We start from the raw sequence: 22,745 nt of genomic DNA on the forward strand, positions 1-22,745 counted from the left end.
GCGACTGGACAGCTGAAGCGCTTTGCCTTATGGCTCGGTGCGTGACTTTTTTGGATGAGTTTAATGAGCTGGATGTGGCGGGGCTGCGGATGGTGGCTTTGGAGGCGGAGGAGCCGGTGGTTTTGGATAGTGTGCACACGGGACGACCGACGTTGCGGGATTTTGCGCATTTGATTTCGCCGACGGGGGCGAGCCATTTAGAGGCGCTGGCGGGAAGGTCACGCAGTATTACGCAGCAGCGGTTTGGGAAAACGATTCGGTTGTTTGCGCCGCTTTATCTTTCCAATGAGTGCATCAATAATTGCAGCTACTGCGGGTTCTCGCGCGATAACGCGATCTTGCGCGTAACGCTTTCGCTGGAGGAAGTGCGGCGCGAGGCGGCGGCGCTGGCAGCGCAGGGGTTTCGCAATGTACTGCTGGTGGCGGGCGAGCACCCGAAGTTTATCTCCAATGGTTACCTGCGGGAATGCGTGGGGGCACTGCACGAATCGGTGCCAAGCTTGTCGCTGGAATTGGGGCCAATGGAAGAGGACGAATACCGTCCATTGGCCGCCGCGGGTGCGGAGGGTTTGGTGGTCTATCAGGAAACGTACGACCGTGCGGCGTACGCGGAATTTCACACGTCGGGGCCCAAGCGCGATTTCGATTGGCGGCTGGCCACGGCGGAGCGCGCGTATGCGGGGGGCTTCCGGCGGCTGGGCATCGGCGCGCTGTTCGGCCTAAGCGATTGGCGCGCGGAAGCGCTCGCGCTGGCCGCCCACGCGCAGTGGTTGCTGCGGCATTGCTGGAAGGCGCAAGTGACGTTGTCGCTACCGCGCCTGCGCCCCTGCGCAGGAAGTTTTGAATCCCGCGAATCGTTAAGTGACCGCGAGCTGACGCAGTTGATTTGCGCGCTGCGGATTTTCCTGCCCGACGTGGGGCTCGTGCTATCGACCCGCGAACCGGCAGCCCTGCGCGACGGGCTGATCCCGCTGGGGATCACAATGATGAGCGCGGGCAGCCATACGGAACCGGGCGGCTACACCGGCGCGGGTCGCGAAAATTTACATCACACCGAACGCGGTCGCATTGTGGAATTGGCCGAGGGTTCCAGCGAATGGGCCACGCAACAATTTGAAATCGCCGATGAACGCAGCCCCAAAGCGGTGGCCAAACAAATCAGCGCGCTGGGTTATGAGCCAGTTTGGAAAGATTGGGACACGGCCTTGACGGTTTAGATCTTGAGTGTATCATCCCTCCTCCCGCCGATGATTAAGCGCTTTCGCCAATATTGGAAAAACCGTACCACACGTCGACGGTTTTTGCTGGGCACCGCCGGCGGCGGTATGACGGCAATGGGCTCAGGCTACGCCTACATGCGCCTGTGGGAAAGCGGCTGGCTTGAGGTCAACCGCCGCGAGGTGAAACTCAACCCACCGCACGCGCTGGAAACGCCCATTAAGGTTTTGCATCTCTCAGATTTGCACGCCTCCAAAGTGGTGAGCCTCGCGTACCTGCGCCGCGCGCTGAAGATGGGGCTGGAATTGCAACCGGATTTAATTTGCATCACGGGCGACTTCATCACGTGGAAATTCAAACGCTACGCGGAATACGCCGAAGTGCTCTCGCAACTCTCGACCGCCGCGCCCACGTTTGCCTGCCTTGGCAATCACGATGGCGGCCCGTGGGCATCCGGCAAAATGAAACTCGGGAACGACGACGCGGGCGAAGTACGCGAACTGCTCACTGCTTCCAACATCAAACTCCTCCACAACACACACACCACGGCAACCATTCACGGGCAGGAAATCAATCTCGTTGGCGTGGGGGATTTATGGAACCGCGAGTGCGAACCGGAACCCGCCTTTGCCGGCCTAAATACCACCCGCCCCACCCTTTTACTTTCGCATAACCCCGACACCAAAGATCAGCTCGCCGCGTTCCCGTGGCAACTGATGCTGAGCGGCCACACCCACGGCGGCCAGCTTTACCTGCCGGGACTGGGTGCACCGTTGGCACCGGTGAAGAATAAAAAATTCGTGCGCGGCCTGCACCGGCTTGATACCCGCTGGCTGCACATCAGCAAAGGCGTGGGCAATCTCCACGGTGTGCGCTTCAATTGCCGCCCCGAAGTGACGTTGCTCACCGTGGCCTAATGGCGGGCCCCCTCATCGCCAACGGCCGCGAGGTGTCGGTGGAGCTCCCCTGCACGCTGGAGCAGTTTCTCGTTTCGCAAAACCAAGCACCCCGGAGCGTTGTCGTGGAGCTAAACGGCGAGGCCGTGTCGCCCTCCAATTTCGCCACACGCGAACTCGCGCCAAATGACCGACTGGAAATCGTCCGCATCGTCGCGGGTGGTTAAATCAAAACGCGAATACTCGCGCCTTGTATTTAGGCAATTTTCCGCTACCATCAACGCCCTGCGGAGCTAAAAGTATGCCTGACACCACTCCAGTTTACCTTGAGGAATTCCTCGCGCTGCACCCGGCGGATTTAGCCGACCGGTTACAACGTATGGAAGCCAAAGAGGCGCGCCATATTCTGCAGGAGTTGCCGGTGAAAAACGCCTCCGCCGCACTCACGGAACTGGAGGACGAAATTCTAGCCGGTCTGCTTGAGGAATTTCCCCCGACCAAACTCGTGCCATTGCTCAACGCAATGTACGCTGAAGAAGCGGCCGACGTGTTGGGTGAGATCGAGGAAACCACGCGCGCGAGACTGCTCCGCAAGATGGGCGCCAAAGAGGCTGCCGCCGCCAAAACGCTGCTAAAGTATCCCGAAGACAGCGCGGGCGGCATCATGAATGACCGGTTCATCACGCTGCGCTCGCACCAAACCGTCGGCGAAGGCCACCGGCGCATTCGCCAAAAACACCGCGAGCAAAAACCTTCCGACATCAATTACCTGTTTGTCACCGACAAGGAAAATAAACTCGTCGGCGTGGTCTCCATCCGTGACCTGATTTTCTCTGATGACGAAGTGAAAATTTCGGACATCATGGATCGCGAAGTCAAATACGTTCGCGTGAGCGATGATCAGGAAGAAGTGGTGCGCCGGTTCGAGCACTATCATTTCCTCGGCCTGCCGGTGCTCGATGAGGAAGGTCGCATGGCCGGCATCATCGCGGGTGACGACGTGCTCTCCATCGCCATCGACGAACAAACCGAGGACATGCAAAAGATGGTTGGCCTCGACGGTGAAGAGCGCACGCTCACGCCGTGGACGCAATCCTTCAAACGACGGCTGCCGTGGCTGTTTGTGAACCTGCTGACCGCGTGCCTCGCCGGCGCAGTGGTGGGCGTGTTCGAAGGCACGATAAAAGAATTTGTCGTGCTCGCTGTCTTCCTGCCCATCATCGCCAGCCAAGGCGGCAATGCCGGGATGCAAACGGTGACCGTCATCGTGCGCGACATGGCGCTGGGTGAATTGTCGCCCGGCGACGGCCGCAAGGCGTTATTCAAAGAACTTCTTTTGGGGTTATTGATCGGCACCATCATCGGACTAATTGTGGGATTGGTGAGTTATTTAATTGCGCCCAAGTTTGGTATCACGTCGGAAATGGGCGCGATCCTCGGCCTCGTCGTCGGCGCGGCGATGGTGCTGAATTTGCTTTCGGCCGCGCTCTTTGGCGTGCTCATCCCATTTGCGCTTAAATTTTTCCGGCTCGACCCCGCGCTGGGGTCAAGCATCCTCATCACCACCGTCACCGATGTTGCGGGCTTCTTTTTCCTGCTCACGCTGGCGAAGTGGATTCTCACGGGTTCGGCTCAGGCTTGACCCGCAAATCGATAACTGCACACTCTCCCGCCATGAACGATTGGCTCTCACGAATCGCTGTTTTGGCGTTGCTGTTCACCTTCGCCATCAGCCCCATTGCCGCCCCCACAGCCACAAACACAAACGATGTGGCCACGCAAAAAAGCGAAAGCTATAAAAAAGCCCTGGGCGAATCAGAATGGGTGCAAGCCCTTGAGGATAATCTCGGCCAAAAAATCCTCGGCATTTCCGCCTGGCAATTTATTGCGGCATTTCTCGCCATCCTTGCCGGATTGGTTCTCAAACGCATCGTCATCAAATTCATTGAGAAAAAAATCGCCGCCTTTGTAGAAAAAACCGAAGCCGAATGGGACGACCTTTTATTCGAAGCCATCATCAAACCGGTGAATATCTTCGTGATGATTGGCGCGATCCACTTGGCGGCATTTCTGCTGGTGTTCAACCTTGCCAATTTCCCCACGGCCATCATCGGCAAAAGCTACACAATCTTTCTCGGCATCGTTTTGATTTGGGGTGTGTATCGCCTCGTGGATGTGGTGGCGCATTACCTCGACGAATTGGTTTCACACAAAGACGCCGGGCTGAAAGGTCAGTTTGTGCCGCTCATCAAAAAAGCGCTGCGCATTTTGGTCATCGTCGTCGGTGGCCTCACGGTGTTGGCAACCATTGGCGTGAACATCACCGGCCTTGCGGCGTTACTCAGTGTCGGTGCATTGGCGTTTTCGATGGGCGCCAAGGATTCCGTGGCCAACCTCGTGGGCACGGTCAACATCCTTTCCGATCGCCCCTATAAAGTGGGCGACTGGATTTCTGTGGGCAGCGGCATTGATGGCGACGTGGAGGAGATCGGCTTCCGAAGCACCAAAATTCGGATGTTTGACAAGACGGTGATGACCGTCCCTAACGGAACGCTCGCCACCGAGACCATCAAAAACTGGTCACAAATGCCCAAGCGCCGCATTAAGATGACTATCGGCCTCACATACGATACCAAGCCCGACCAAATGCGCGACTTCCTCAAGCGCGTGGAAACACTGTTGCAGGAAGACGAAGGCGTAGATCAGGATTATATGCTCGTGCAGTTCACCGATTTTGGCCCCAGCTCGCTGGATGTGTTTCTGTATTACTTCGCGGCCACGACCGTATGGAAGGACTACTTGGAAACCCGCCAGCGCGTGAATTTGAAAATCATGGAACTCGTCGAAGAAATGGGGCTTGAGTTCGCCTACCCCACACAGACTTTGCATCTCAAGGGTGATGGACTCGAAACCCTCAATGACTCGGACTAAAAAAGTGCCCGCAACGCCCGCAATGCATTGAAAATAATCTGGCCATTCGCCATAATTGAGATAGGCTCGCCCTTTACCAATAAGGTTTAACTATGAAAAACACAATCCAAACCATCCTGCGCCTCGCCTTCGTGGCGATGCTTGCATTCAGCCTCAACATTTCTGCTGAGGACAAAAAACAGACGTTTAAAGACGCCGCCCAAGAATTGATCGCAAAAATCCGCCCGATGATGGCGAAAGACCGCGATGGAGCCATGAAAGCCTACCTCAAGGGTGCCCGTGAACTCACCAAGCAATTCCCGGATGAACTCAGCCCCCGCGCTATGATGCTGGAAGCCGCAACGATGAGTTCGGACGAGAAGCTCAAAAAATCTGTCATCACTGAACTCGCCGGCTTGAAGGATGAAAAATTCGCCCGCATCACTGATCGCGCTAAATCCGAACTGAAAAAAATGAACGCCCTCGGCAACCCGGTGGCCATCAAGTTCACCGCCGTGGACGGCCGCAAGGTCGACCTCTCTAAAATGAAGGGCAAAGTCGTGCTCATCGATTTCTGGGCCACTTGGTGTGGACCATGCGTCGCGGAAATTCCCAACGTCAAAAAAACCTACGCCAAACTCCACAAAAAAGGCTTCGAGATTGTTGGCATTTCCCTCGACAGCAAGGAAGATAAACTCAATGAGTTCGTGGCCGAAAAGGGCATGGCTTGGCCGCAACACTTTGACGGCAAAGGCTGGAGCAACACTATCGCCAAAGAGTTTGGCATCCGGAGCATCCCCGCAATGTGGCTGATCGACACCAATGGAAATTTGGTGGACATGAACGCGCGCCATAATCTGGAAGAGAAAGTGGAGAAACTACTGGCGGCGGGCAAAGATGCTGCGAGCGAAAAGTAACCCCAACCCACAACGCAATTCAGAACCGGCCCTTCGCGGGGTCGGTTTTTTTGTGCACTTTGTGGGTGGGTTTGGCTTGCTTTCACTTGGCCTCAACGGCAAAGTCCGCCCTTCCCGCATGGCGAAAGAAGAACCCATACAACTTGAAGGCGTTATCTCAAAGGTAATGCCCGGCACTATGTTCATGGTGAAACTGGCCAATGGCCACGAAGTGCTCGCGCATATATCCGGCAAAATGCGCAAGCATTGGATCCGCATCAGCGTTGGCGACAAAGTAACAGTGGAAATGTCGCCCTACGATTTAAGCAAAGCCCGCATCATTTTTCGGCAACGCTAACTAGGCCAATTAGGCGTAGCCAATTTCCGGATTGCCCGCCTCAGCCGGCACCACCATTTCAAAAGCGGGAATCACCGCCAACACGCGCCGACCGGTTTCGTCCAACCCAATGTAGCTGCCACTGGCCATCGCACGCCGCGAGTGGATGACGTGAAAACTGTTGTAGCTGAATGAGCCGCCCGGCCCGAGCGTGGGCATCTCCCCCACGAGCCCGTCACCCTCCACCGCCGTCACTTCACCGCTGGATTCTTTCACCACCCATTTGCGGCCTTTCAATGTGATGGTGCAATCAGTCTGGTTAGTGATGGTGATATAATAAGCAAAACAATGCGGCCGGTCCGGCGCGGTGAGCACTTGCGGTTGGTACACCAATTCATCCACCGAAACGCTTAACCCATCCAAGCTCTCGAATTCATTGCCGTCCATCGGCCCACTCAAGCCTTTGGGCGGCGCCTTGTCCATTCCATTCTCGACTAATGTGCTGCTATTTTGTAATGTGCGCGGATGGAAGTGCAGTTCTGCGGGGCAACTCGAACGACCACCGGGTCCATGTTTGTGCTCAACGTAAACGGACAGAAAATTCTGCTCGAATGCGGCCTCTATCAGGGGCGCCGAGATGAGTCAAACGATCGCAACCGCAATTTCTCATTCGATCCAGCCAGCATTGATGTGGCGGTGCTGAGCCATTCGCACATTGATCATTGCGGGAATTTCCCCAACCTCGTCAGGCAGGGCTATCGAGGAAATATTTTCAGCACGCACGCCGCACGCGATTTAGCGTCCATTATGCTCGCCGATTCTGCGCGCATCCAGGAACACGACGCCGAATACATTTCTCGCAAACGCGCCAAGAAAAACCTGCCGCCCGTGGAAGCACTTTACAGCGTGGAAGATGCCGAACGCGCAGGGCGCCAGTTTGTTTCGCTCAATTACGAACGCCCCATGCTCATCGCCGATGGCGTGACACTTACCTTTTACGACGCCGGCCATATTCTTGGCTCCGCGCAGGTGGTGCTCGATATTCGCGAAGAGGACAAAGAATTCCGCTACCTCTTCACCGGCGACGTGGGCCGCGGCGGACACGCGATTTTACGCGATCCCGTGCCGGTGGAAAATGTGGACGTGTTACACATCGAAAGCACGTATGGCAATCGGCTACACGGCGACCGCGAAATGTCTGTGGTCGAGATCGCCAAGGCCATTCGCGAGACCGCCCATCGCGGCGGCAAAATCATTATCCCCGCTTTTTCCGTGGGCCGCACACAACTCGTGGTTTACACACTCCATCAACTTGCCGAGAGCGGGGATTTGCCGGACATCCCTATCTTCGTCGACAGCCCGCTCAGCGTCAACGCCACCGAAGTATTCCGACTGCACCCCGAATGTTTCAATGAATCGATCTACCAATTCCTGCGCGAAAAACAGAATCCATTCGGCATGGAAAACCTCCAATATATTCGGCAAGTTTCACGTTCCATTCAGCTCAACCAACTCAACGGCCCGGCCATCATCATCAGTTCATCAGGAATGTGCGAAGGCGGCCGCATTCGGCATCATCTGAAAAACAACATCGAGGACCCCAAAAACCTCGTACTCTTCGTCGGCTATTGCGCCCAACACACGCTTGGCTCGCGTATTGCAAACGGCGATTCGCCGGTGAATATCTTTGGCGAAAAATATGAGGTCAAAGCGCAGGTGGCGCGCCACGACGCATTTTCCGGCCACGCGGACCGTGACGAACTCATCGCCCACGTGGAGAGTTGCACCGGTAATATCAGTGATATTTATGTCGTCCATGGCGAAGAAGAAAGCGCTCTCGCCTTTGGCGAATCCCTCGGCAAACTAAAGCCCAACGCTCGGGTCACCGTGCCCGTACGCGACCAGAAACTCACAGCCCAACATTAACTCAGCATTGCCACGCGCCCAAGATTGGGCGATATTGAGCCCCGAGGATGTCAAGCCACCCCCAACATCCATTGCCGCGAACTGAATCGAGCCACTTTACACTGGCCGCTTTGGTAACATTGGCCATACATTTCGCAGTCGTTGCGGGCGTTATTTGGGGCAAGTGGCTTGAGACACCTCCAATTTTTCATGCCACAAAACCTAAGGAACGGCTTGCCACCGTCCGCCTGTTGGCCGCACCCAAAACCGAAACCGACCCTGAGGTAAAAGATATCGCCCAAATCTTTGTCCCCGTCGACCCCAACATCGCCACCGAGCAGGCGCCCAAGGAAACGGAAAATTATTCCAATGCCAACAGCCTCGCCGCCAATCCAAAAACCGGCACAACGCAAATACCCAACCTCAAGGGCGAACAAACCATTGAACGCCGCGCCCACGCCGATGACGCCAGCGCTGCCTCCCAACAATTGGCCAACAAACCCGCCCCCGCAAAACCGCAGTCTGCACGCCCCCTGGTCGCGCCCATCATCAAACCCAAAAAACCAACACCGCGCCGCACCACGCCCCCCTCCATTGCACAGTCCGGCGAGGCGGGCTCACTCGCTCCGCTGCAGCCTTTTAATCCGCCGGATTTTTCCAGCAGCATTCCACAACCCAACCCAAAATTAAATGAACGCCGCCCACCATCTCTTGCCGAGGCGCAGTCAAAACTGGGCAATGGCACGATCGCCGGACGGCCATCGACCTTTGATGGCGGCGTGCAACGGAAAGGGCCGCACGCACTTGATGTGCGCCTCACCGGTTTTGGTGAATACGATGCGCGCTTCATCGCCACCATCAAAGCCAAATGGTACAAGCTGCTTGAAACGCGCAAACTGCGTTATCCCGGCACGGTGATAGTTGATTTTGTTTTGCACGCAGATGGCCGTATCACGGATATGAAAGTGCGCCAAAATACCATCACCAACACTGCGGCCAGCGGCATACAGGAATATTGCTGCCGCCAATCCATTCGTGGTTCAGCGCTCTTCGAAAGCTGGCCCGATGTGATGCGGCGAAAATTAAAAACCGATTCCCGCAATTGCCGAATTACTTTTAGTTATCTCATTCAATGAACCCACTCCGCGTGCGCCTCGCCCCTCTCCTTTGTCTTCTTTGCCTTACATGCGCCGTGCCAGCCACGTCTGCGCAAACAGCGGCACCTGAACCGGCTACCGAACAAACTGAGCCGCCGAAATCCAAAATGGAAATGGGCATTATCGGTATTTTAATTTTCCTTTCAGTCGTCAGCCTCGGCCTCATTGTGGAACGCGGATTGGCATTGCGGCGCGAAACAGTCATTCCATCGCCGCTCGCCAAGACCGCCAACCACTGCCGCACGCCCGAAGAACTTCTCGCCCTCCGCGCCGCGTGCAACGAGCGCCCTTCCCCGCACGGGCGATTGCTCATCGCCAGCATTGAGCACCTTGATTTGCCGCGCGAAGAAAATGCTGAACTCCTACAAACCCGCGCTCGGGCGGAAGTGGCCAAGCTGGAACGCGGCGTAGTGGTGTTAGAAATCATCACCGGCATCGGGCCGCTGCTCGGATTGGTCGGCACACTTTTCGGACTCATCACCCTTTTCCACGGAATGGGCATTGAAGGCACCGCACAGCAAACACCCATCTTCGCCCAGGGCATCAGCATCGCCCTCAACGCAACGCTGCTCGGCCTCGTGGTGGCCATCCCTTCGTTGGTGGCGTGGAGTTATTTCAATCGCCGCATCGAAACGCTCGCCATCGAAATGGAATCGCTTTGCGACGAATTCCTCCGGTCCCAATATCAACGCAACCAGCACATCGAAGGCTAATGCAATTCCGCCCACGCCAACGCCGTTCCGCGCCACCGGTGATTATCATTTCACTGATTGATGTGTTAATGGTGGTGTTAATTTTTCTCGTGGTGAGCACCACCTTCAAAGATCGCCTGCCCGCCATCGACCTTGCCCTGCCCGATTCGCGCACGCAAGACCTCACCGCCACCGGCGACGGTCCGCTCACCATCCAAATCAAAGCCAAGCCGCCGCACTGGGAGATTAACGGCAAAGTGGTGACTTCCTTTGAAATGGAACGCATTTTCCGCGCGCGTGCCGCTGAGAAGCCGGATGTGATGCTCATTATCCAATCCGACAAAGCCGCTCCCTTTGGCGCAGTTGTTACCGCCCGAGACACCGCCCGCATCGCCGGCATCACAAACGTAAGCGCTCAGGTGAAATTGCCGCAGTAATATAGCCCGGACCGGGGGTCCGGGTCCGGGCCAACGGCCCGGGCTACAAACGCCGACGCGTCTTCTGCACTTTGGCGCGAACTTTTAATCGCAACGCATTCAAATTGATAAATCCCGTTGCATCATCCTGATTATACGCTTCAGTGGGATCGGCTTCCATTGTGGCGATGTCAGGATTGTACAAGCTCACGGGCGATTGGCGCGCGGCGGTCATTAGATTGCCTTTGTAGAGCTTCAGCTTCACCGTGCCGGAGACGTTTCGCTGGCTTTCGGTAATGAGGGCTTGCAACATCTCGCGTTCGGGGGCGTACCAAAACCCGTTGTAAACAAGCTCGCTGTATTTTGGGATAAGCGAATCCCGGATGTGCATCACCTCGCGGTCGAGTGTGATGGTCTCAATTTGGCGATGAGCGAAATGCAGAATGGCGCCGCCGGGCGTTTCATACACACCGCGGCTTTTCATTCCCACGAACCGGTTCTCCACAAGATCCACGCGGCCGATACCGTGTTTGCCGCCGACCTTGTTGAGCTTGCGCATCACACCAAGCGGTGAGAGTGCTTTGCCGTTCACGGCGATGCAGTTTCCTTGTTCGAATTCAAGCGTAACGTGCTCGGGTTTGTTCGGCGCGTCCTCGGGCGACACGGAGAGTTTGAACATTCCTTTGTTTTTCGGTGCGAAGGCGTCAAACTCAATGTCCTCCAAAATGCCCGCCTCGTACGAAATGTGCAGTAAATTGCGATCCATTGAATACGGCTTTTTCGCGCTGGCCTCGACATCGATTTTGTGTTTGCGGCAATAATCGATCATCTCCTTGCGGCCAGGAAATTCGGCGCGGAAATCGGCCATCCGCCACGGGGCGATGATGTTGAGATCGGGCGCGAGTGCAGCGGTTGTTAATTCGAAGCGAACTTGATCGTTGCCTTTGCCCGTCGCGCCGTGGGCGATGGCGTGGGCTTTTTCTTTGCGGGCAATCTCAACCATCCGTTTGGCGATGAGCGGACGCGCAATGCTGGTGCCGAGGAAATATTGATCCTCATAAATCGCCCCGGCCTGCAACATTGGGTAAATAAAATCGCGGGCAAACTCTTCCTGTAAATTGTCGATGTACATTTTCGATGCACCGGTTCGCTTGGCCTTTCGGGTGAGGCCGCGCAGTTCTTCTTCCTGGCCTACATCGGCGCAGAATGCGATGATCTCTGCGTTGTATTTTTCCTTGAGCCACGTGAGCAACACCGAGGTGTCGAGCCCTCCGGAATAAGCGAGTACAATTTTCATAGTCGTTAAATCAAAATCAGATCATGTGACAAAACAGGCCGTCACGCAACTTCGGTTCAAACCAGGTACTTTTGGGCGGCATCAAACCATCAGCATCGGCGATGGCCATTAAATCTTCAATGCTCGTCGGGAACATCGAAAACGCGCAACCCGCGCCGGCATCCACGAGCCGTTCCAATTCGGCAGTGCCGCGAATGCCGCCGATGAAATCAAGGCGATCGCTCGTGCGTTGGTCTTCAATGCCGAGCAACGGCGCAAGTACGTGATTTTGCAGCAACGCGACGTCGAGTTCGTCCATCGGCGTTTCCGCGGTGGCGTGGGTGGGCTTAAAGGTGAGCTTGCGCCATTGGCCATCAAGGTAAAGGCCGAGTTCGTTTTTGCAAGTGCACTCACCCGCACCGCCATCTTGGATGTCAAAGATGATCCCCAATGCCGCCAAAAAATCTGCTGAGGATTGACCGTTCAAATCTTTGATCACGCGATTGTAGGCCAGGATTTGCATTTGATTATGCGGGAAAACAACGGTCAAAAAACGGCCACTTTCTCCCGCGCCATTGCGGGTGGCGCACACGCGCGAGGCGGCGGCGCTGCGATGATGGCCGTCGGCGATGTACAGAAAATCAATGGCGGCAAATTGCGCTTCAATTGAGGCGATATCATCGGCGTTGTCGATTACCCACGCGGTGTGCTGCACGCCGTCATCGGCGGTGAGGTGAATGGCCGGTTCGTTGGCGGTGAGGCGTTCGGCGAGGGCATCGAGATCTGCCGTGGCACGATAGGTCAGAAAGACGGGGCCGGTTTGTGAACTGAGCGCTTCCAAATGGCGCACGCGGTCATCCTCTTTGGCGGGACGGGTGAGTTCGTGTTTTTTGATGATGCCGGCGTCATATTCAGCACAACTGGCGGCGGCGACGAGACCGGTTTGGGTGTGGCCGTCCATCACTTGGCGGTAGAGGTAAAAACATGGTTGCGCATCTTGCACGAGTGCACCTTGCCCCTGGAGGAGCCCGAAGTTTTCTGCGCCCTTGGCATAGACGGGGGGGGAATACACATTGATGTTCAATTCAAGGTCAATCTCCGGTTTGCTGACGTGCAGAAAACTGAAGGGGTTGTCCTTCGCAATGGCGCGGGCTTCGGCGCTGTTCATCACATCATAGGGCAGCTCGCAGATTTTTGCGGCTAAATCGGATTTCGGACGCAGTGCGGCAAATGGTTTTAAAGTCGCCATAAAGGGCGGGACGCTAGCGGACGGACGGCACGGACGCACGCTAAAAGCAAACTTGGGTAAAATTTTCCCTTGCCACGGGCGTCTAAATGGCTAGAAAGAAAACGCATCGGCGCATTTGACCGGCCAGTTTATATGATTAACACACAACTTCAGGAACTACTTTGAGTCGTCCGTTAAAAGGCAGAGGACGGCGCTGGGAACCCCGCACGCGGGTAAACGAACGAATACGCGTACGCGAAGTGCGTGTGGTAGGAGCCGACGGCGTACAAGTCGGCGTGCTGGAAACGCGCGAGGCCATTGCGCTGGCCAAACGGCACGGGCTGGATCTCGTGGAGGTGGCGCCCAACGCCCGCCCGCCGGTGTGCCGCGTATGTGATTTCGGCAAGTACAAGTACGAAGAATCCAAAAAGAAAAAGGAGAATAAAAAGACTGCCCAAACCAATAAGGTTAAGGAAGTCCAACTCCGTCCGCGCTGCGAAAAGCACGATTTTGATTTCAAACTCACTCGCGCCATTGATTTTTTGTGTGCGGATATGAAGGTGAAAATTTACCTGCGCTTCCGCGGCCGGGAGAATGCGCACAAAGAATTTGGCTTCGACGCCGTGAAGCGTTTTGTGAAAGAATTGCAACCTTTCGGCAAAACCGACACCGCCCCACGTTTGGTTGGGCGTGGCATCACGGTTTTAGTCAACCCGCTACCGCCCAAACAACGCGCGGAGAATCCCCACCGCAAACACGGCGAGGAAATTTCAATGGACGATGAAATCCATTACGACGACGAAGAAGATACCGGCGAAGAGGAGTCCAGCGAGCCCGCCGGCGACAATCTGAACAACGCGTTCGAAAACTTGGAAGCACCTGGCAAAAAACAGGCCGAAGCCTGATCGTCAACTGAGCATCCCGCGCTGGCGCAGCACCGTTTCCATCGCGCGATCCATCATCAAATCCGCCAGCGGCAAAGTCGCTTCATCGAGCTTTGCCACGGCGGTTTTGAGCGCAGGCAAATCGCCATCCGTTTTCAGCGCGACCTCCACTGCTTCCAATCCGGAAGCGATCGATTCGGCATTATTCAATTCACCGGCAAACTCTTCCAAACCAACGCGCGCGGCTTTCACCGCCTCGCGCGCTTTGAGCGCGGCCTCGATCCACTTGCGCGCGTCCATATCTTCAAAGGCGTGCTCCACGGATTCTTCCACCATTTTTTGAACCGCCGTATCATCCACGTCCACGGCGGATTTCATTTCAAGAACTTTTTCGTATCCCGTCGCGGTGTCGCGCGCGAGCACGTGGAGAATGCCGTCCGCATCAATTTCAAACTGCACCCCCACCCGCGCCGCGCCGCGTTTGGCTGATTCAAATTCTAAATCAAATTGCCCGAGACTCCAATTGTCCACCGCCTTTTCGCGTTCGCCTTGCAACACGTGCACCAACATTTGGCGTTGACCATCCACGGCATTGGTGAACATCTCACCCGCTTTGGTCGGCACCGTCGTATTGCGCGGGATCACAACATTCATCAAGCCGCCAAATGTTTCCAGCCCAAGCGACAGCGGCGTGACATCCAGCAAAACCATATCCGTGATGTCGCCCGACAAAATTGCCCCTTGAATCGCCGCACCCAACGCCACCGCTTCGTCGGGATTTTGCGAGGTGTTCAACGTCGGCCCATCCGCTTCGTGAAACGACTCACCCAGCCGGATGTCGCCGCGCGTTTCCGCGTAATCCGCGCACTCGAACCATTCCGACACACTACGACGCACTAACGGCATTCGCGTTTGGCCACCCACCAAAATCACTTGATTCAACTCCACCGCCTTCACGCCCGCATCGGCTAACGCTTGCCGACAATGCGCGCGCGTTTGGTCAATCACCGGCGCGGCCAACGCCTCAAGCTTTTCCCGCGTGAGCACGCATTCAAAATTGGTGTCACCGGAAACAAACGGCAATTGAATCGTCGCCTCCGTTTCCGTGGAGAGCGCCACTTTCGCAGCCTCCGCCGCCTCGCGCACGCGCGCACGCAGCGTCTCATCCGCGTCGGCATCAATGTGTTCCAGCAACCAATCGACAATGCGTTGATCAATGTCATCCCCGCCGAGCCGCGTATTGCCGTGCGTAGACAGCACTTGGAAGATGCCCTCACGCAATTCCAAAACCGAAAGATCAAATGTGCCCCCGCCTAAATCATAAACCGCCACCCGCGCTTGTTCGGGCAACTTTTCCAATCCGCACGCCAGCGCGGCCGCGGTAGGTTCGTTGAGGATGCGTTCCACTGTGAAACCCGCCGCCACGCCCGCGCGCTGGGTGGCCTGCCGTTGAGCGTCATTGAAGTACGCCGGCACGGTGATGACCGCCCGCGTGATTTCAGTTTCCAAAACCGACTCGGCACGGGTCTTCAACGATTTCAAAATCTCCGCCGACACCGTTTCGGGCGACACGCTGTCTTCACCCAACTTCACCGCGAGCGGATTTCCGGTTATCGTGTAATCAACGTGCCGTTCAGTTTCCGGCACGTCGGCGGCGCGTTGGCCGATGAAGCGTTTGATGGAATAAATCGTGCGCGCGGGATCGAGCGCACGCTGTCGTTGCGCAGGCCAACCGGCGATAGGCACGCCGTCTTTCGGATAATGTACCACCGAAGGCAATAGCCGTTGACCGTCAGCATCGGCCAATAAACCCGCCATCCCCGCTTCCACCACGGCAATGGCGGAACGCGTGGTGCCAAGGTCAATGCCCACAATCGTGCTCACGCGCGGAGAGTAACGACTGGAATGATGAAATACGATTTTAGAATTCAGATTGGACATTGCGTCTCGGGCATCAGACATTCCTCAATTCAATGCACTGTCTTGTCACCGCCGGCCCCACCGTGGAGCCCATCGATGCTGTGCGCCGGTTGACCAATCACTCAACCGGCCGCCTTGGTTGCGGCCTGGCCGATGCACTTGCGCGCGCAGGGCATCGCGTCACGCTTCTACTTTCCGAAACAGCAGTGCACGCGCCTAAATGCAAAAAGGTCCATATCGTGCGCTTCAACACCACAGCCGACCTCCGCGAACAACTCGAGGCCGCTGCGGCGTTGCGCGTGAAGAGGGTGTTTCACGTGGCCGCCGTTTCCGATTTCACCGTGAAACGCCCGCGCAAAGGCAAGATTCCCACCACCGCAACATTAATGCTCGAGCTAAAGCCAACGCCGAAGCTGATTCATTCCCTTCGCAAATGGTTTCCCGATGCGTTTCTCGTGGGCTGGAAATATGAAGTCGAAGGCGGCAAAAAATCAACCGTGACCGCCGCCCGCGCCCAAATCAAAAAATGCAACACCAACGCCTGCGTAGCCAATGGCCCGGCGTATGGCGAGGGGTTTGGGGTGGTGGCCGATGAGGTAACGCATTGTGCGGATGACGCGGAGCTGTTCCGATGGGCGGGGGGAATAACCAAGGCCCAATGACCAAACCCCCAAGGAACTCCCAATTTCCAAAACCATTGTGACTTGGGCCTTGGTCATTGGCCTTGGGAATTCTTACCTCGCCTCAACCGTGTTTACAATTTGAGTCACATGCTCGGGATCCACCAATGCATGCCCATTCATTCCACCAAACCAAAAAATTAGCAACCGTGTCTCCGGCGGCGTCATCACCCAATCCAAATGCTTGACGTGATGCTTCTTTCCGTCGGCAGCATGAATTTCGCAGGGGCTGTGGCCGCGTACGGCCCCGATGACTTCTTCGTGTGTCATTAAGAACACAGTGCCACACGCTGGCCGTTTTGCCTATTTTAGAGGCACGGATTTATTTATTTATGGAATCCGTGTCAAAACTACATTATTTCGGTGACCTCGATCCCCAGCCCATCCAATCCGGTTTTCAAAACGCGGCCGGTTAATTCGCACAAGGCGATGCGGCTTTCGCGTTCAGATTCTTCGTTGGCTTTGAGGACAGGGCACGCTTCGTAAAAGCGACTGAAATGGCCGGCGAGTTCAAAGAGGTAATTGCACAGGAAATTCGGGCGATAATCGTCGGCAACCATTTCGAGGGTTTGGCCGAAATTGATTAGATGCTTGGCGAGCGCCAATTCTTCAGGCGCTTGGGCAGCGATGGTGACGTTATTGAAATCGGGCGCATCGATTTTGCGAAAAATACTGCGCACGCGCGTGTAGGCGTATTGGAGATACGGCGCGGTGTTGCCTTGAAGGGCGAGCATTTTGTCCCAGTCAAAAATATAATCGGTTTGGCGGTTATTCGAAAGGTCGGCGTACTTCAATGCGCCGAGGCCGACTACGCGGGCGATTTCGTGCCGTTGTGTTTCATCGAGGTCGGGGTTCTTTTCGCTAACCACCGCAAAGGCGCGCTCTTGCGCTTCATCAAGCAAATCAGCAAGGCGCACCACTTCGCCGCTGCGGGTTTTGAATGGCTTGCCATCGGGGCCGAGAATGGAGCCGAACCACACATGCTCTAGGCGCGCGGTGACGTCGGGCTGCCAACGCCGGAAGATTTTAAACAGTTGTTGGAAATGCAGTTGCTGGCGGCCATCGGTAACGTACACGATTTCTTGCGGCGCCCATTCAGTGAGCCGATGCTGCAGTGTGGCGAGGTCGGTGGTGGTGTAGTTTGCGGCGCCATCGCTTTTTTGCACGATCGCCGGCTTGTCAGCGAGTTGCGCGTCATCGGGGAAAAAAACCGCCATCGCGCCTTCGCTTTCTTCGGCAATTTTTTTGGAAACCAAATCCTCCACCACACCGGCGAGTTCGGGATTGTAAAAACTTTCGCCCAGCGTTTCGTCAAATTTGATGTCGAGCCGCGAGTAGACCTGATCGAACTGGACTTGCGAGAGCTCTATCATCCGTTGCCAAATGCCAAGATTTTCCGCGTCGCCGTTTTGTAATTTCACCAATTCCGCGCGCGCATCATCGCGCAGCGACTCTTCGCTATTGATGAATTTGTAAATGCGTTCGAGTTCAGCGATGGGATCGGCTTCAAGCGCGGCTTCATCGAGTTGAGTTTTCCAACCAAGCAACAGCATTCCAAATTGTGTGCCCCAATCGCCGATGTGATTATCGGTCACTACGCGATGACCGAGAAGGCGCAACACACGGGCGAGACTGTCGCCAAGAATGGTGGAGCGAATGTGACCCACGTGCATTGGCTTCGCGACGTTGGGCGAGCTAAAGTCCACCACCACCGTGCGCGGCGTGGTGGCGGGTGCAATGAATGGCAAGTCACTGGCGAGGGCGGCTTGTAATGCGGTATTCACCGCATCAGTCCGCAAACGGAAATTCAGAAAGCCCGGCCCGGCAATTTCCACTGGCTCGCACCATTCGGCCACATCGAGCCGGGTCACCACGTCGGTGGCGAGTTGGCGTGGATTCATCTGCCGTTGCTTGGCAAGTGCCATCAAGGCATTACTTTGGAAATCACCGTGCTTGGCATCCGCGCACACACGCACGAGCACGCGACTGACGTCGGCTACGGGCAGCACAGCGGCGGCAGCGGCTTGCAGGCGGGATTCAATTTGCCGCTGAATCACTTGGTTGCCTTTATCGGGGCGCTATTGTTTCGCCGGTTGGCTGATGATTTTAACAATCGCCTCTGCATCGCCTGCTTGTTCGAGTGATTGACGGAAGTCTTTATTGTGGAGCAGCTTGGCAATATTCGCCAGTGTGTGCAGGTGCTTTTGAAACTGACCTTGCGGCACGAGAAACAGCACCACTAAATTTACCGGCTGATTATCGAGCGCCTCAAAATCAATTCCCTCGCCTGAGCGCCCCAATGCACCGACCACTTCATCAATGAGATCCGTGGAGGCGTGCGGAATGCCGATGCCGAAGCCGATGCCGGTGCTCATTGAGTTTTCGCGTTTTTTGACCGCATCGATGATGGCCTCGCGATCTTTGGCTGCGATGGCACCACTGGACACGAGTTGATCGACCAATTCATCAATTGCCTCCCAGCGATTGGTGGCCTGCAGCGATGGCACGATGTGTTCGGCTTGGACTATTTCGCTTAGCGTCATATTACGTCGCGCGCATTCGGCACCAAGCGGGCGGCTAATTCAAGGCTGAATTGCAAGCATCCCAAGCCCGGACCGCTAGCGCAGCCAATTCACGAAACGTGTCCAACGTCCCTGCACCGGCCATTTTGACCGCATCCAGCGTATCAGGTCCCTCAATCAAATGCGGCAAACCCAGCAACAGCACCAGTGCATTGCCCAAAAAAATAATGACCGCCGAGAACAAATACCCCTGAGAAGTGAGGTCCGACTGCCGGGTATGTAAAATATGCCAAGTGAGCAGCACGTGAAATGCGTACGCCAATCCCAACATCCAGTAAAACAATCCCCACGCCCATGGCCCGTTCCAACCCCAAATCGCGCGTCCGCCCACGAACACCGCCAGCACTAGCACCACATACAACGGCACAAAATACGGCGCGAGGCTGACAAAAAAATTATCTTTTGTGACCAACACGTGGCCGCCATCGCTGGTGACTTTCATTCCTTTCACACGCCCGCCGCAAGCCATCGTGGCGGCGGCATGGGTGAATTCGTGGCCGAACACATAAATCCACATCGGCTTCGGCGCGTAATGATATAAGAGAAACATGCACCCCACCCCCGCCGTAAGCGGCGCCACCGTGGTGTCGAGCATTCCCGATTGGGAGATGAGTTGGCCCAAGGCACGCCCCACGCCCACGCACAATGGCAGCAGCAAAATCGCTGCGAATAATTTACGCCTCCTCGGCACGGAAAAACTACACCACAAAACGCCGCTTCAATCGAGACGAAAACATTGGATTGCCTCCGCCGGCTTCGCGCCGTTACCTTCCGCGGATGACACAGGAGGAAGCACTACAAATTTTCCGTGATACTGGCGCACTACTCGACGGCCATTTTATACTACGCAGCGGACTCCACAGCCGGCAGTTTTTTCAATGCGCCCAGGCGCTGCAACAAATGCCGGTGGTGGAAAAACTTGGCGCGGCCTTGGCCGATCGCGTGCGGGATGAAGCCATCGAAACCGTCGTGGCCCCCGCGATGGGGGGGTTGGTGATTGGCCAGGAAGTGGCGCGGCAACTCGGCGTGCGGTTTGTTTTTGTGGAAAAAGATGATAACGGCTCACTCGTGATGCGCCGCGGTTTCTCTTTGGCCCCCGATGAAAAAGTGCTCATTGTCGAAGATGTCATCACCCGTGGCGGACGGCTGCAGGAAACCATCGACATCGTCCGCGCCCAATCCGCCGACCTCCGCGCTGTCACCATCGTGGTCGATCGCAGCAACGGCAATTATAAATCCGATGTACCGCTGCACAGTTTGCTGGCGATGGAAGTGGAAACATTTGAGCCGGATCATTTACCGGAAGATTTGCAAGCGACCCGAGCGGTGAAGCCCGGGAGTAAATAGAGATTGCCAAAGAGCCTCCCGCATCGGAGAATTTTTGCATGAGAGCGGCGGCATTCATCACATTTTTGTTTTGCACGGGAATTTCAATGAGCGCGGATAAAGCAACGAAGCCAACCAAAACGGAAGTGGCTACATTGGGGGGCGGATGTTTCTGGTGTTTGGAGGCGGTGTTCGAGCGGTTGCCGGGGGTGAGCAAGGTGGAGAGTGGGTATGCGGGCGGAAAGACGCTGAACCCCACGTACCGGGAAGTCTGCAATGGCACTACGGGTCATGCCGAGGTGGTGCAAATTTATTTCGACCCTAAAAAGATTGGATACGACCAAATCCTCTCCGTGTTTTGGCAGTGCCATGACCCGACCACGCTAAACCGACAAGGCAATGATCTTGGCACACAATATCGCTCCACCATTATGCCGCACAATAAACAACAAACGATTATTGCGGAACAAAGCCGCAAGGAGTGGGCCAAGGAATTCAAGGAGCCGATTGTCACCACGCTAGAGCCGCTTGAGAAATTTTATACCGCGGAGGTGAATCATCAGGATTATTTCCGGCTTAATCCTGGGAATCCATATTGCGCGTTCCTGATCGAGCCTAAACTTAAGGCGCTCGAAAGCAAAAAAATCATTCCGGGGCGCCCAAATAAATAACCAAAAAACACGTTGTTTACTTGGCAAACACCGTCTAATCGGGTTGTATGAGGCCTATGAAACGCGTGATTCCGGTTTTTGCTCTGGTTCTTTCAATCTGGTTGGTCGAAGCCGTTCCGCCACCACGCCTGATTAAGGGCCCCGTGCCGCTGCCGGTGCCCCAGATTGCTATCGCCAGACAACAAATTAAACTCGGCTTCATCAACCCGGCCCAAGGAATTCCTGGCACGGTGAAAATCCCCTCCAATAATCCCCGCCGAGCGATCCCGGAGGAGCACCTGTTGACACACAATGGCGAAACATTTCGAGGAACTTTCCTTGGGTTTGATCCCGCCGAAGGGCTCAAATGGTCACACCCGGATTTCCAGCCAAGCGTGATTCATTTCCTGCCCGATCGAGTGAGTCGCCTTAATTTGAAAGTGGCCCCCTTGCCTGTACACGCAAAACACCATTCCTGCCGAGTTGAATTGTCCAACGGCGACACCGTCGCAGGTGATTTGGTAAGTATGAACAACGGGAAACTTACATTGGATACATGGTACGCCGGCAAACTTGCTATCAACACCGCGCACATCAAATCGATCAAACCCGGCGCCTCCATCTCAAAAGTTTTTTTCGAAGGACCAAAAGACAATCAAAACTGGTCTTTTAATAATCAACAAAACGGTGCGTTACCACAACAAATACTGCCCCAATTACCGATTGAGCAGCAGAAACTAATTAAAGAACGCGCTGCACAAGCGGCCAATGGGCCAACTTGGAAATTTGCCAACGGCACGTTTGAATCCACCACCAGCAATTCCATGGTGGGGCGTAAGATGAAAGAAATGCCCAAGCGCTCCAGCATTGAATTTAATGTCGACTGGACCAGCAGCCTAAGTTTGTACATCAATTTTCTCACCGACTCGCTGGCCAGCTACAGCCAGTGTAATGGATATTGTCTGCGGCTCACTCAAAGTTATATTTACCTGTACCGATACAACTTTAATAACGGCGCCGGTCGAGGCGGACGCCTAGGCAATAATGTGCGAGTAAGCCTCGCCAATTTGAAGGGCAATGCACATGTGGCACTCAAGACCGACGAAACGAAAAACACCATTGCGCTCTTCATCAATGGCACTTTGATTCAAAAGTGGGAAAACGTCGGCGAATTCCCCGAAGGCGCCAAAGGGTTGCTCTTCACTTCGCGCACCACCAACCGCATGAAGCTCAGTCGCATCCGTGTAACCGATTGGAACGGAAGCCTTCCCGACCCCAATGCCAGCCCAAAATCGATGCCGGAAGAAGATTACGTGCTATTAAAAAATGCCGACCAAATCACCGGGGATGTGCTCGGCATTGCCGCCGGCAAACTTCAATTTAAATCTGATTTTGGTGAAATGGCGATTGCGCTTGATAAAGTGGGGATCATCCATCGCGCCACAGAACGGGTAAAACCACTGCCCATAGCACCCGGAATGGAGCGGGCCATCTTCAAAGACGGAGGCAGCATGACCATGAAAATTACCGGCTGGAAGGACGGCAAAGTTACCACCACCAGCCCGATCTTCAGCGAAGCGGAGTTCGATGCCGCAGTATTTCAATCCATCGATTTCAACGATTTAACGACTAAACCGACAACCGCTGTTTCACCCCAACTTAATCCCTCACCGATGGTACCGCCAAACATTCTGGTCCCCCGCCAATTACAACAACGAGTTTTGCCTGCGCCCCGGGCCAACCCCTAAATAACTATAATACAAATTCAACTT

The 22,745-nt window shown here is 55.4% G+C and carries 24 protein-coding genes; 16 read left to right on the forward strand and 8 right to left on the reverse strand.

Translation table 11 applies throughout. The annotated features are described in order from the left end of the window. The first annotated feature begins 29 nt into the window (after positions 1-29). The 7 genes from thiH (at position 30) to infA (ending at position 6,278) form a co-directional block, all read left to right on the forward strand. Positions 30-1,217: a 2-iminoacetate synthase ThiH gene (gene thiH / locus H8E27_04695; GenBank protein ID MBC8324904.1), complete on the forward strand. Its 1,188-nt coding sequence runs from the start codon at positions 30-32 to the stop codon at positions 1,215-1,217. Between the two features lie 30 nt (positions 1,218-1,247). Further along, on the forward strand, positions 1,248-2,135 hold the full coding sequence (gene yaeI, locus H8E27_04700; GenBank protein MBC8324905.1) for a phosphodiesterase YaeI: 888 nt from the start codon (positions 1,248-1,250) through the stop codon (positions 2,133-2,135). Next, positions 2,135-2,341, forward strand: a complete 207-nt coding sequence (gene thiS / locus H8E27_04705; GenBank protein ID MBC8324906.1) for a sulfur carrier protein ThiS — start codon at positions 2,135-2,137, stop codon at positions 2,339-2,341. Before yaeI ends, thiS begins: the two co-directional genes overlap by 1 nt. Before the next feature lie 74 nt (positions 2,342-2,415). Next, on the forward strand, positions 2,416-3,756 hold the full coding sequence (mgtE, locus tag H8E27_04710) for a magnesium transporter (GenBank protein ID MBC8324907.1): 1,341 nt from the start codon (positions 2,416-2,418) through the stop codon (positions 3,754-3,756). 32 nt (positions 3,757-3,788) lie between these two features. Continuing rightward, complete coding sequence (locus H8E27_04715) at positions 3,789-5,045, forward strand: mechanosensitive ion channel family protein (GenBank protein ID MBC8324908.1); 1,257 nt, start codon at positions 3,789-3,791, stop codon at positions 5,043-5,045. Between the two features lie 92 nt (positions 5,046-5,137). Continuing rightward, positions 5,138-5,941 (forward strand): TlpA family protein disulfide reductase, encoded by an 804-nt coding sequence (locus H8E27_04720; GenBank protein MBC8324909.1) that lies wholly within the window; start codon positions 5,138-5,140, stop codon positions 5,939-5,941. A 118-nt stretch (positions 5,942-6,059) separates the two neighbouring features. Beyond that, on the forward strand, positions 6,060-6,278 hold the full coding sequence (infA, locus tag H8E27_04725; GenBank protein ID MBC8324910.1) for a translation initiation factor IF-1: 219 nt from the start codon (positions 6,060-6,062) through the stop codon (positions 6,276-6,278). 9 nt (positions 6,279-6,287) lie between these two features. Here the strand turns inward: infA and H8E27_04730 are convergent, their stop codons facing one another. Beyond that, entirely contained in the window at positions 6,288-6,647 is a 360-nt protein-coding gene (locus H8E27_04730) for an ApaG domain (protein MBC8324911.1), read from the reverse strand. Between the two features lie 180 nt (positions 6,648-6,827). On the opposite strand from H8E27_04730, the gene H8E27_04735 reads away from it, so the two are divergent. From H8E27_04735 to H8E27_04750, 4 genes are all read left to right on the forward strand, one after another. Continuing rightward, positions 6,828-8,183, forward strand: a complete 1,356-nt coding sequence (locus H8E27_04735; GenBank protein MBC8324912.1) for an MBL fold metallo-hydrolase — start codon at positions 6,828-6,830, stop codon at positions 8,181-8,183. A 119-nt stretch (positions 8,184-8,302) separates the two neighbouring features. Then, positions 8,303-9,298: a hypothetical protein gene (locus H8E27_04740; GenBank protein ID MBC8324913.1), complete on the forward strand. Its 996-nt coding sequence runs from the start codon at positions 8,303-8,305 to the stop codon at positions 9,296-9,298. 134 nt (positions 9,299-9,432) lie between these two features. Beyond that, positions 9,433-10,032 carry a MotA/TolQ/ExbB proton channel family protein gene (locus tag H8E27_04745; GenBank protein MBC8324914.1) on the forward strand — a complete coding sequence of 200 codons (600 nt, stop codon included), beginning with the start codon at positions 9,433-9,435 and terminating at the stop codon, positions 10,030-10,032. Then, the gene (locus H8E27_04750) at positions 10,032-10,448 is read left to right on the forward strand and encodes a biopolymer transporter ExbD (GenBank protein MBC8324915.1); all 417 of its coding nucleotides are present in this window, start codon (positions 10,032-10,034) and stop codon (positions 10,446-10,448) included. The genes H8E27_04745 and H8E27_04750 overlap by 1 nt, the downstream gene beginning before the upstream one ends. A 43-nt stretch (positions 10,449-10,491) precedes the next feature. Here the strand turns inward: H8E27_04750 and H8E27_04755 are convergent, their stop codons facing one another. Further along, positions 10,492-11,724 carry an argininosuccinate synthase gene (locus H8E27_04755; protein ID MBC8324916.1) on the reverse strand — a complete coding sequence of 411 codons (1,233 nt, stop codon included), beginning with the start codon at positions 11,722-11,724 and terminating at the stop codon, positions 10,492-10,494. A gap of 16 nt (positions 11,725-11,740) precedes the next feature. After that, entirely contained in the window at positions 11,741-12,952 is a 1,212-nt protein-coding gene (locus tag H8E27_04760; protein MBC8324917.1) for a DUF1015 domain-containing protein, read from the reverse strand. 161 nt (positions 12,953-13,113) lie between these two features. Between H8E27_04760 and H8E27_04765 the strand changes: the two genes are divergently transcribed. Continuing rightward, on the forward strand, positions 13,114-13,836 hold the full coding sequence (locus H8E27_04765; protein MBC8324918.1) for a translation initiation factor IF-3: 723 nt from the start codon (positions 13,114-13,116) through the stop codon (positions 13,834-13,836). A 3-nt stretch (positions 13,837-13,839) separates the two neighbouring features. On the opposite strand, the gene H8E27_04770 is transcribed toward H8E27_04765, so the two are convergent. Then, complete coding sequence (locus H8E27_04770; protein MBC8324919.1) at positions 13,840-15,756, reverse strand: Hsp70 family protein; 1,917 nt, start codon at positions 15,754-15,756, stop codon at positions 13,840-13,842. Positions 15,757-15,788: 32 nt separating this feature from the next. Here H8E27_04770 and H8E27_04775 point away from each other — a divergent pair, with 32 nt between their 5' ends. After that, complete coding sequence (locus H8E27_04775; protein ID MBC8324920.1) at positions 15,789-16,397, forward strand: DNA/pantothenate metabolism flavoprotein domain protein; 609 nt, start codon at positions 15,789-15,791, stop codon at positions 16,395-16,397. A 72-nt stretch (positions 16,398-16,469) separates the two neighbouring features. On the opposite strand, the gene H8E27_04780 is transcribed toward H8E27_04775, so the two are convergent. From H8E27_04780 to H8E27_04795, 4 genes are all read right to left on the reverse strand, one after another. After that, entirely contained in the window at positions 16,470-16,685 is a 216-nt protein-coding gene (locus tag H8E27_04780) for a hypothetical protein (protein ID MBC8324921.1), read from the reverse strand. A gap of 80 nt (positions 16,686-16,765) precedes the next feature. Continuing rightward, positions 16,766-18,472, reverse strand: a complete 1,707-nt coding sequence (gene argS, locus H8E27_04785; protein MBC8324922.1) for an arginine--tRNA ligase — start codon at positions 18,470-18,472, stop codon at positions 16,766-16,768. Positions 18,473-18,493: 21 nt separating this feature from the next. Continuing rightward, on the reverse strand, positions 18,494-18,958 hold the full coding sequence (locus H8E27_04790; GenBank protein MBC8324923.1) for a PTS sugar transporter subunit IIA: 465 nt from the start codon (positions 18,956-18,958) through the stop codon (positions 18,494-18,496). 34 nt (positions 18,959-18,992) lie between these two features. Next, complete coding sequence (locus tag H8E27_04795) at positions 18,993-19,655, reverse strand: M50 family metallopeptidase (protein ID MBC8324924.1); 663 nt, start codon at positions 19,653-19,655, stop codon at positions 18,993-18,995. A 119-nt stretch (positions 19,656-19,774) separates the two neighbouring features. Between H8E27_04795 and H8E27_04800 the strand changes: the two genes are divergently transcribed. The 3 genes from H8E27_04800 to H8E27_04810 all read left to right on the forward strand — a co-directional run bounded on the left by H8E27_04800 (position 19,775) and on the right by H8E27_04810 (position 22,721). Further along, positions 19,775-20,344 carry an orotate phosphoribosyltransferase gene (locus tag H8E27_04800; protein MBC8324925.1) on the forward strand — a complete coding sequence of 190 codons (570 nt, stop codon included), beginning with the start codon at positions 19,775-19,777 and terminating at the stop codon, positions 20,342-20,344. An 86-nt stretch (positions 20,345-20,430) separates the two neighbouring features. Continuing rightward, the gene (msrA, locus tag H8E27_04805) at positions 20,431-20,994 is read left to right on the forward strand and encodes a peptide-methionine (S)-S-oxide reductase MsrA (protein MBC8324926.1); all 564 of its coding nucleotides are present in this window, start codon (positions 20,431-20,433) and stop codon (positions 20,992-20,994) included. Positions 20,995-21,050: 56 nt separating this feature from the next. Next, positions 21,051-22,721 carry a hypothetical protein gene (locus tag H8E27_04810; protein MBC8324927.1) on the forward strand — a complete coding sequence of 557 codons (1,671 nt, stop codon included), beginning with the start codon at positions 21,051-21,053 and terminating at the stop codon, positions 22,719-22,721. The last annotated feature ends 24 nt before the right edge of the window (positions 22,722-22,745 follow it).

The sequence above is a fragment of the Limisphaerales bacterium genome (genome assembly GCA_014382585.1).
In the GTDB taxonomy this organism is placed as follows: Bacteria; Verrucomicrobiota; Verrucomicrobiia; order Limisphaerales; family UBA1100; genus JACNJL01.